Source organism: Bacillus paramycoides, assembly GCF_001884235.1.
Lineage (GTDB): Bacteria > Bacillota > Bacilli > Bacillales > Bacillaceae_G > Bacillus_A > Bacillus_A paramycoides.
Map to the genome: position 1 here is coordinate 19,865 of NZ_MAOI01000017.1, position 10,150 is coordinate 30,014.

At 36.3% G+C, this 10,150-nt stretch carries 8 protein-coding genes and 1 other annotated feature; of the genes, 3 read left to right on the plus strand and 5 right to left on the minus strand.

Annotated elements, in window-relative coordinates; translation table 11 throughout:
- Window positions 1-310: 310 nt before the first annotated feature.
- Window positions 311-1,756, plus strand: coding sequence for an MATE family efflux transporter (locus tag BAU28_RS02485; RefSeq protein WP_071717627.1), 1,446 nt, complete (start codon window positions 311-313; stop codon window positions 1,754-1,756).
- Between the two features lie 448 nt (window positions 1,757-2,204).
- Here the strand turns inward: BAU28_RS02485 and BAU28_RS02490 are convergent, their stop codons facing one another.
- From BAU28_RS02490 to BAU28_RS02510, 5 genes are all read right to left on the minus strand, one after another.
- Entirely contained in the window at window positions 2,205-3,140 is a 936-nt protein-coding gene (locus tag BAU28_RS02490) for an ABC transporter ATP-binding protein (RefSeq protein WP_048369662.1), read from the minus strand.
- Window positions 3,133-4,176, minus strand: a complete 1,044-nt coding sequence (locus BAU28_RS02495) for an ABC transporter ATP-binding protein (protein ID WP_000854341.1) — start codon at window positions 4,174-4,176, stop codon at window positions 3,133-3,135. The genes BAU28_RS02490 and BAU28_RS02495 overlap by 8 nt, the downstream gene beginning before the upstream one ends.
- Window positions 4,177-4,194: 18 nt before the next feature.
- Window positions 4,195-5,211, minus strand: a complete 1,017-nt coding sequence (opp3C, locus tag BAU28_RS02500) for an oligopeptide ABC transporter permease (RefSeq protein ID WP_048369665.1) — start codon at window positions 5,209-5,211, stop codon at window positions 4,195-4,197.
- Window positions 5,208-6,137 carry an oligopeptide ABC transporter permease gene (gene opp3b, locus BAU28_RS02505; RefSeq protein ID WP_071717628.1) on the minus strand — a complete coding sequence of 310 codons (930 nt, stop codon included), beginning with the start codon at window positions 6,135-6,137 and terminating at the stop codon, window positions 5,208-5,210. The genes opp3C and opp3b overlap by 4 nt, the downstream gene beginning before the upstream one ends.
- 126 nt (window positions 6,138-6,263) lie before the next feature.
- Complete coding sequence (locus tag BAU28_RS02510) at window positions 6,264-7,919, minus strand: peptide ABC transporter substrate-binding protein (protein ID WP_025150372.1); 1,656 nt, start codon at window positions 7,917-7,919, stop codon at window positions 6,264-6,266.
- A 319-nt stretch (window positions 7,920-8,238) separates the two neighbouring features.
- Between BAU28_RS02510 and BAU28_RS02520 the strand changes: the two genes are divergently transcribed.
- Entirely contained in the window at window positions 8,239-8,619 is a 381-nt protein-coding gene (locus BAU28_RS02520; RefSeq protein ID WP_002170832.1) for a DUF3899 domain-containing protein, read from the plus strand.
- A gap of 105 nt (window positions 8,620-8,724) precedes the next feature.
- Window positions 8,725-8,941, plus strand: a binding site (T-box leader).
- 74 nt (window positions 8,942-9,015) lie between these two features.
- A complete protein-coding gene (trpS, locus tag BAU28_RS02525; protein WP_071717629.1) occupies window positions 9,016-10,005 on the plus strand; it encodes a tryptophan--tRNA ligase in 990 nt (329 codons plus the stop codon).
- Window positions 10,006-10,150 lie beyond the last annotated feature (145 nt).

Below are 10,150 nucleotides of genomic sequence, written 5' to 3' on the forward strand. Positions count from 1 at the left end.
AGAAAGAAATATATGTATGTTCTAACAATTCATATTATACACACAAATATATTCTTTGTATATTTATATTTCTATTTCATTAAAATTTTCTGTTAATATTCGGTGTATTTGTAAACGTTTCATACTGCGTTTTTATTGCACTAATATGTTAAAAATAATAATTTTTATATTTTTTTAAATTATCAGAGAATAACAAAATTTATATCTCATTATATCTTACGTATAATTATTCTTCTTTTTTTGTCATAAAATGAAGGTTCGTTCATATTGAAAATATGTAGGCTAAAATGAGTGCAAAGGATATGAAAGTGTGTTACGATACACTTTGCTAAAAATAGATATCGGTAAAGAGGGGACGGACATGACAGCAATTCGCTCAAAAAACGGGCCAACAGAGAAATTAAGTTTATTCTTATTAACATGGCCTATTTTTCTAGAAGTTTTTCTTTTTATGCTGATGGGGATCGCTGATACTTTCATGTTAAGTGCATTATCAGACGATGCTGTATCTGGGGTTGGTGCAGCAAATCAATACCTCCATATCGCTATTTTAGTACTAGAAGTCATCGGGAATGGCGCAGCTATCGTCGTATCTCAATACCTCGGTTCTAAACGCTTTATGGAAGCATCCAAAATATCAGCATTAGCAGTAACATTAAATTTAGGGGTCGGTCTTGTTATAAGCGCCGGTTTTCTTTTATTTTCAAAACATATGATGATGGCAATGAACTTACAAGCTGATGTATTAACGTACGCGCAAAGTTATTTATCCATCGTCGGGGGAGCCATTTTTCTTCAAGCTATTATTAACTCATTAGCTGCAATTATCCGCGTACACGGCTTTACAAAGCAAGCGATGTTTATTTCACTTGGAATGAATATTATTCATATCGCCGGAAACTACGTACTCATTTTTGGGAAATTCGGCTTCCCTGAACTTGGTGTGCAAGGGGCAGCTATTTCTTCCGCCGTCAGCCGGCTAATCGCACTTATTGTGTTCTTCTGGTTACTGTATCGCGTTATGGAATACCGCGTGAAATTGCAATACTACTTCACTTTATCAAAAGAATACGTTGGCAAAATTTTAAAGATCGGCATTCCATCTGCATTTGAACAAGTAATGTACCAAGCTTGCCAAATCGTCTTCCTATACTACGCAACATACTTAGGAACAGAATCGTTAGCTGCTAGACAATACGCTACTAACATTTCTATGTTCACTTATTTATTCGCCATTGCTATCGGTATGGGAACAGCTATTATCGTTGGACGCCTAGTTGGCGGAAATGAAAAGGATGAAGCATACACACGTGTATGGAAAAGTGTACAATGGGCGATTGGTGTAACTTTATTTATGGTCATTCTCGTTATTACATTCCGCACACAATTAATGGGACTATTTACGGATAATCCCCATATTATCTCTCTAGGGGCAAGCGTTCTTTTACTAAGTGTACTACTTGAAACAGGACGGACGATGAACATCGTCATCATTAATTCCCTTCGTGCAGCTGGTGATGCGAAATATCCAGTTTTAATCGGCGCATTCTCCATGGTGTTAATGAGCTTACCGCTCGGCTACTTTTTCGTCTTTCAATTAGATATGGGTCTCGTTGGTATTTGGCTAGCGATTGCTATCGACGAATGGACTCGGGCGATTATTATGTTCTTCCGTTGGAGAAGTAGGGCGTGGGAAAATTATGCACTTGTTAAACCGGATGAACAAGAAGATAGTGCTTCTGTTCAAGCGCAGTAGCAAATATAAAGGTGATATCCTATAAAACGTACGTTTTATAGGATATCACCACAGTAAATGAAATTATATCGGCGGTTTTTCAAATATATCGACCGCAACTCGAAATATATCGGCGATTTTCAAAATATATCGACCGTAACTCAATTTATATCAGCGATTCTTTAAATATATCGATTTACCGACAAATATTGATAATAGAAATGTTTTATATAGTAGAAAAAGAACTCATAGAAAGTTCCTTTTTAATAGTTTAAATTAAGTTAATTAGTAGTGACAGCAGTACACATCGAAAAATTACTCAATACTTTTTCAACTGGTTTTAAGAACCGATCCATTCCCTCACGAACAAGCCAAACCTTCTCAACATAACTACTATTAACTCATTTCTCTTACTTTTATTACAAAAAGTAGAGCCATCCTCCCGTAACAGAAGAATGGCTCTACTTTTTTATTGATAGATTTCTTTATATTTCTTATACTCTGCTTCAGAACATAGTACGAAATGTCCTGGGCGAATTTCACGCATTGTTGGTACTTCGCTACCGTATTCATGCTGAGATGGATCGTATACGATACGTTTACGATTGCGCTCATAATCTGGATCTGGAAGCGGAATTGCTGATAATAGTGATTTTGTATATGGATGAATTGGATTCGCATATAACTCATCACTTGTTGTTAGCTCAACGATTTGACCACGATACATTACGCCGATGCGATCACTAATGTATTTTACCATTGATAAATCATGGGCAATGAATAAATATGTTAAACCTTTTTCTTTTTGTAACTGTTTCAGTAAGTTTACAACTTGCGCCTGGATCGATACGTCAAGTGCTGAGATTGGCTCATCGGCAATGATAAATTCAGGTTCTACAGCAAGTGCACGAGCGATACCGATACGTTGACGTTGTCCACCTGAGAATTCATGTGGGAAACGGTTTGCGTGCTCTTTATTTAAACCAACTGTATTTAACAGCTCGTGAACACGGTCCATACGCTCTTTTTTGCTTTTCGCTAATCCGTGAATATCAATACCTTCTGCGATAATATCCCCTACTGTCATACGAGGATTTAATGATGCATATGGATCTTGGAAAATCATTTGCATTTTACGGTTGAATTTCTTCAATTCTGCGCGTGATTTTTTACCATGTACATTTTCACCATCGAACAACACTTCACCAGCAGTTGCATCATATAAACGAATAATCGTTCTTCCAGTTGTCGATTTACCACAACCCGATTCTCCTACAAGACCAAATGTTTCTCCGCGGTAAATATCAAATGAAATATCATTAACCGCTTTGACAACACCACCACTCACGTCAAAGTGCTGCTTTACATTTTTCACTTCAATTAATTTCTCACGTTGTTTAGTCATGTTGTTCACCTGCTTTCATTTGAAGAATGCGTTTTTCAACGACTGCCGGCGGTTTTACTTCTGGAGCTTGCTCATGAAGTAACCAAGTTGCCGCATAGTGTGTATCACTTACTTTAAATAAAGGTGGTTCCATTTCAAAATCAATTTTCAGTGCCTGCGGGTTACGTGGTGCAAAAGCATCACCCTTTGGCGGTTTTAATAAGTCAGGAGGCGTTCCTGGAATCGCATATAGCTCTTCCTCTGATCCATCTAAGCTTGGCATAGATGCGATTAAGCCCCATGTGTACGGATGTTTTGGGTTGTAGAAAATTTCATCTACAGTTCCAATTTCAACAACTTTACCAGCATACATAACCGCAACTCGGTCAGCAACGTTTGCTACTACACCTAAGTCATGTGTAATGAAAATGATTGCTGCTTCTGTCTTTTGCTGAATGTCTTTCATAAGCTCTAAAATTTGCGCCTGAATTGTAACGTCTAGTGCTGTTGTCGGCTCATCGGCAATTAATAATTTCGGATTACAAGCTAACGCCATCGCAATAACTACACGCTGTCTCATACCACCTGAGAATTGGTGAGGATATTGTTTTAAACGCGCTTCTGGATTTGGAATACCTACAAGGTCGATTAATTCTAACGCAACTTTACGTGCGTCTCCTCTACTCATCCCTTGGTGTTTAATAAGACCTTCCATAATTTGATTCCCAATTGTCATCGTTGGATTTAATGATGTCATTGGATCTTGGAAAATCATTGCGATATCTTTACCACGAACTTGCTGCATTTCTTTTTCCGTTAATTTCGTTAAATCACGACCGTCAAATACAATCTCTCCATTTTTAATACGGCCTGGAGGATTTGGGATTAAACCCATTAGCGCTTTAGAAGTAACTGATTTCCCAGAACCAGACTCTCCTACAATCGCTAATGTTTCCCCTTTTTTTAAATCAAAAGTAACTCCGCGCACTGCTTGTACTTCACCTGCATGTGTATCAAAGGAGACTTGTAAATCTTTTACCTCTAACAATGTTTTCATTTTTGCCTCTCCCCTCTTTTACTTACGCATTTTTGGATCTAACGCATCGCGTAATCCATCTGCCATTAAGTTGAATGCTAGAATTAACATACTGATGACAACCGCAGGGATGAACATCATGTGTGGATACGTTTGAATAGATTTATACCCATCATTTACAAGAGAACCAAGTGACGCAAATGGTGGCTGAATTCCTAAACCGATGAAACTTAAGAACGCTTCACCAAATACCGCTGATGGAATTGTAAACATTGTCATTACGATGATAGGTCCCATTACGTTTGGAATTAAATGTTTCACAATTAATTGTGTATTTGTTGCACCTAATGTACGAGATGCTAATACATATTCTTGGTTTTTTAACTTTAAGATTTGTCCACGAACAATCCGCGACATTCCTATCCAACCTGTAATCGCCATCGCGAGTGTGATTGACCAAATACCAGATCCCATAATGATTACCATTAAAATAACGATGATTAAGTATGGAATACCGTTGATAATCTCCATAATACGTTGCATAATATTATCTACTCTACCGCCGTAGAATGCTGAAATACCTCCGTATGCAACCCCAATTACTAAGTCAATTGCTGCTGCTAAAAGAGCGATATATAATGATACGCGTGTACCTTCCCATGTTCTTGTCCATAAGTCACGGCCAAGATCATCTGTACCAAACCAGAAGTACTCTTTAATATCACGTTTTGCATATTGGTCAACACCATATTGATCTGTACCGTCAAATGGTAACCAATGAACATTTTCAATAACAGGAATTTTTGGTGGTAATTTCGCACGACCTAAATCTTGCTCTTTATACGAGTGTTTACTTACCATCGGTCCAAAAATCGCTAATAGTGCAATGAGTACTAATAATACAAGGCCAAGCATCGCACCTTTATGTTGGAACAAACGTCTTCTTACATCTTGCCAAAACGTTAAGCTTGGACGGGCAATGACTTCATTATCAACATTATTTTGATTGGCTTGTTGAAATAAATCTGGAGATAATTTTTGTACATCTTTCATCATTTTTTCCCTCCCGCTAAACGAATACGAGGATCAATAATTCCGTATAAAATATCGACAATGAAAATAACTAAAATGAAGATTGCACTATAGAAAATCGTAGTTCCCATAATAACTGTATAGTCATTTAAAGTAATCGATTTAACGAATTGTTCCCCAAGTCCAGGTACAGCATAAATTTGCTCGATAACAAGTGTTCCTGTAATTAATGCCGCAACCATTGGTCCTAAAATTGTTACAACTGGAATTAACGCGTTACGAAGTGCGTGTTTTACAATGATAACGCCTTGACTAATCCCTTTTGCTTTCGCTGTTAAAATATAGTCAGACTGCATAACTTCAATTAATTCTGCACGAGAGAAACGTGCGATTGTTGCAATAACTGACATCGATAATGCAATTGTAGGCATTACAGTAAACTCTGGTCCTTTCCAGAATGCTACTGGGAACCAACCAAGTTTTACCCCTACGAAATATTGTAGTAATGCGGCGAATACGAATGATGGTACCGACATTCCGAGTACCGAAATAACTGTTGCACCATAATCGACCCACGTATTGTTACGAAGTGCCGCAACGATTCCTAAAATTAACCCGATAAATGATCCTAATATAATCGCTTGTAAACCAAGTTGTGCCGATGGTCCAATACGATCCACAATCATATCTGTTACTGGGCGGTTATCATATTGGAATGATACCCCTAAATCACCTTTTGCTAAGTTACCTAAATAACGTGCATATTGAACTGGCACTGGATCATTTAAACCATATTTTTCAAGAATGATTTCTTTTTGTGCCGGCGATAGTTTCTCCTGGTTTTTAAGCGGAGAACCCGGAAGCAATTTCATCAAGAAGAAAGTCAGTGTAGTAATTAAAAATAATGTCAAAGCCATGTACACGAAACGTTTTAATACATAACGTCCCATAGTCAAGCACCTCCCCGTTTTTCTCAAAAGCAATAAGATAGTTTTAAATATTCTTACTTTTATTTTTTTAAAATAAGAGCATATGCCCATCATAGGCATATACCCTTGTAAACGATGGAAAAAAGATTATTTTTGTTCAACAGATGCCCATTTGTAAGTTAATTTACCACCATAATTAATTGGGATAATATCTTTTACAGCACCTTTTACCACATATGCTGAACCTTTTTGGAAGATCGGAGCAATAACTGCATCCTCTTTAATTAATATTTTCTCTACTTCTAAAAGGTTGTTCCAGCGAGCTTGTAAATCTTTTGTATCTGTTTTTGCTTTTAGAATTAGCTCATCATATTTCGGATTAGAATATCCTGTTTTATTTTGTGAACCATTCGTAACAAACATATCTAAATATGAAATTGGATCTGGGAAGTCTGGAGCCCAAATACCAAACGCCATATCATATTGCTGAGAGTCTTCTAACTTATTTTTTTGCGCGAATGGCTGCTGTTTAATTTTAATCGTTAAACCAGGTAAGTTCTTTTCCATCTCACCTTTTAAGAATTCGCCAATTTTTTTAGCATCTTCATTATCAAAGCTTAAGAATTCTAGTTCGATTTTATCAGTGCCAAGCTCTTTCTTCGCTGTTTCCCAAAGTTTTTTCGCTTCTTTTGAATCCGTTTCAACTAGATTTCCATTTTCAGCACGGAAGTCTTTTTTATTCGGACCTTCAGCGAAATCTTTTCCAACAAATCCGTAAGCACCGATTGCACCGTTGTTTAAAATAACTTTTGCAATGTTATCACGGTCAAAGGACATCGAAATTGCTTTTCTTAAGTTTTTATTACTTAAATACTTATTATTTTGATTAAATCTTAAATAGGCAACTCCAGCTTCTTTTCGTGTTTGGAACTCTGGATTTTGTCTAAACTTATCAACAAATTCCGATGTTAGAACCGCACGATCAATCGCATTTGTCTCATATAAATTTACATCAGTTGATGTGTTTTTTACAATATTGAAATTAATTTCTTCAATTTTAACCGTTTTGTTATCCCAATATGATGGGTTCTTCTTAAATTGGAAGCTTTGTTCATGTTTCCAATCACTCATAACGAATGGCCCGTTATATAATGTTGTATTTGCCTCTAAACCAAACTTATCACCTTGTGATTTCACAAAATTTTCATTTAGTGGGTAAAATACTGGATAAACTGTTAAATCAATAAAGTAAGGAACAGGATTGTCTAATTCCACTTCTAATGTATAATCATCAATCGCTTTTACACCTAATTGGTCAGCTGGTAATTCTCTTTTATGAATTTTTTCTGCGTTTTTAATATCAAACATAATGTACGAATACGTCGCTTTTGTATCTGGATTTACTGCTCTTTTCCATGAATATACAAAATCTTTCGCTGTTACAGGTTCCCCATTCGACCATTTCGCATCTTTTCTTAATTTGAATATGTATTTTTTACCATCGTCCAACTTTTGTACATCTTCAGCAACCCCAGGCATTCTCTTTTGATCTTTGCCAGTACGATATAAACCTTCCATCGTATTATTTAATGCTGTTGAAGACGCAGAATCTGACGCTAATGATGCATCCATTGATGGAATTTCAGATAACTCTGTTAAATTAAGAATCTGTTTTCCGTTACTACTACTAGTAGCGGTTTCTTTTCCTTTTGCTTTAGCGTCCTCTTTCTGATAGCTACACGCGCCAAGCAACATACTTGCAGTTAAAGTTGATGCAAGTAATAACGGTATCTTTTTCTTCATGTTGTGTTGCCTCCCCTAATTGCACTTCCTGTACCCCCACTTGTAAAAAAGTAGAATTGAAAGAATAATCTCCAAGTTTCTACAATTTTCATTATACATATAATATGACGATTGTGAATATAGTTTTTTGTTTTTTTGTTAAAATTTTTAATAAAATGCTAATATTTTTATTTTTTTGTAAAGGAATACGTTAACATTGATACCATCATCTTGAAATTAGAGCTCCAATTGCGTATAATTTTCAAAAAATTATTTATATTACTTATTATAACTTTTATAGTATAATAATTCTAGTAATATTTTGACGGAGGGGAATATTTTGAATAAAGTTTTTTTTCATACTTGTATACTATTTTTTGTAGCGATAATCGCTTCTAGTGTTGGCGCATTCCTCGTTTCTTCTCAGTTTTTGTTGAATTTTGTCAACATTTCATTCTATATCGCATTGTTTTTTATTCTTATAGGTGGTTTTTTATTCATATTTCAAAATGGATTTTTTAACGTAACAATTTACGCATTCCAAAGAGTATTTGGTACGAATAAAAAAATTGACTCTTTAATTGAAGAAGCAGAGGAACCTATCGATAAGAAAGAACGTATTTATAAAACATATTCATTCAAATGGACGTATCCGATTTGTATTACTGGTATCGTGCTTGGGTTGTTCTCGACTCTCATTAGCTTTACTATTTTGATGTAGTTTGCAAACACTATTCCATATGATATAATAATCAGCAAAACATTTTGTTATAAAACTTTAGTTCTTTCATATTAAAAGGGCTCAGTTAAAAATAAATAAATTTATATGTATGCGATGATAGAGAAGAGTACATATTGAAGCAATTTCAGAGAGCTTGTGGCTGGTGTGAACAAGTAATTGCACAATATGGAATGGGCTTTTGAGCACCAAACCGAACCGAGAGTAGTAGGCTTTGGCGTTATATCCAGACGTTATTATGGATCTGAGAGATTTCACAGCTGTGAAATAATTAGGGTGGTACCGCGGTCCATTCGTCCCTATGTAATTTGGGATGAATGGGCTTTTTTGTATGCCTTCTCTTCCCCATCACACATTCAATTTTAGGAGGAATTACTTATGTCAGTTATCTTTTCTGGTATTCAGCCAAGCGGAACGATTACACTTGGAAACTATTTAGGGGCTATGAAGCAATTTACAGAGCTTCAAAACGAACACGACTGCTATTTCTGTATCGTAAACCAACATGCAATTACAGTACCTCAAGACCCTGTACAACTTCGCAAAAACATCCGCAGTCTTGCTGCACTATATGTTGCATGCGGCATCGATCCTGAAAAAGCTACTTTATTTGTACAATCAGAAGTACCAGCACACGCTCAGCTAGGATGGATTATGCAATCTGTTGCATACGTTGGAGAATTAGAACGTATGACACAATATAAAGATAAATCTTCTGGAAGAGATTCAGTTCCAGCAGGATTACTTACGTATCCACCATTAATGGCTGCTGATATTTTACTTTATAACACAGAAATCGTACCAGTTGGTGACGACCAAAAGCAACATATCGAATTAACACGTGATCTAGCAGAACGTTTCAACAAACGTTACCGTGAAATCTTCACAATGCCTGAAATTCGTATTCCAAAAGTAGGAGCTCGCGTTATGTCATTAACAGAACCTACGAAAAAAATGAGTAAATCTGATCCGAATCCAAAATCAATGATCAGTATGCTTGATGAACCAAAAACAATCGAAAAGAAAATTAAAAGTGCCGTAACTGACTCTGAAGGTATCGTTAAATTTGATAAAGAAAACAAACCTGGAATTTCTAACTTATTAACAATTTACTCTTCATTCTCTGGCAAAACAGTTGAAGAAATAGAAGCAATGTACGATGGAAAAGGATACGGCGACTTCAAAGGTGACCTAGCACAAGTAGTTGTGGACGCAATTCGCCCAATCCAAGACAAATATAACGAACTAATCAACTCCCCAGAACTAGACGAAATTCTAGACAAAGGTGCCGAAAAAGCAAACAAAGTTGCATTCAAACAACTACGCAAAGTAGAAAACGCAATGGGACTAAGCAGAAAACGTAGATAACATATAAGGCGGAGGCGGCTCGTTCAGAATGTGAGGGGGTTGGAGCTCCTGACGTAGAGGTGTTTTTTACCTCGCAGGAAGGCCGCGAAACCACCGAACATTCTTGCCGCCGGAGCTGGATTTCATTATAAAGCGGAAGCGGCTC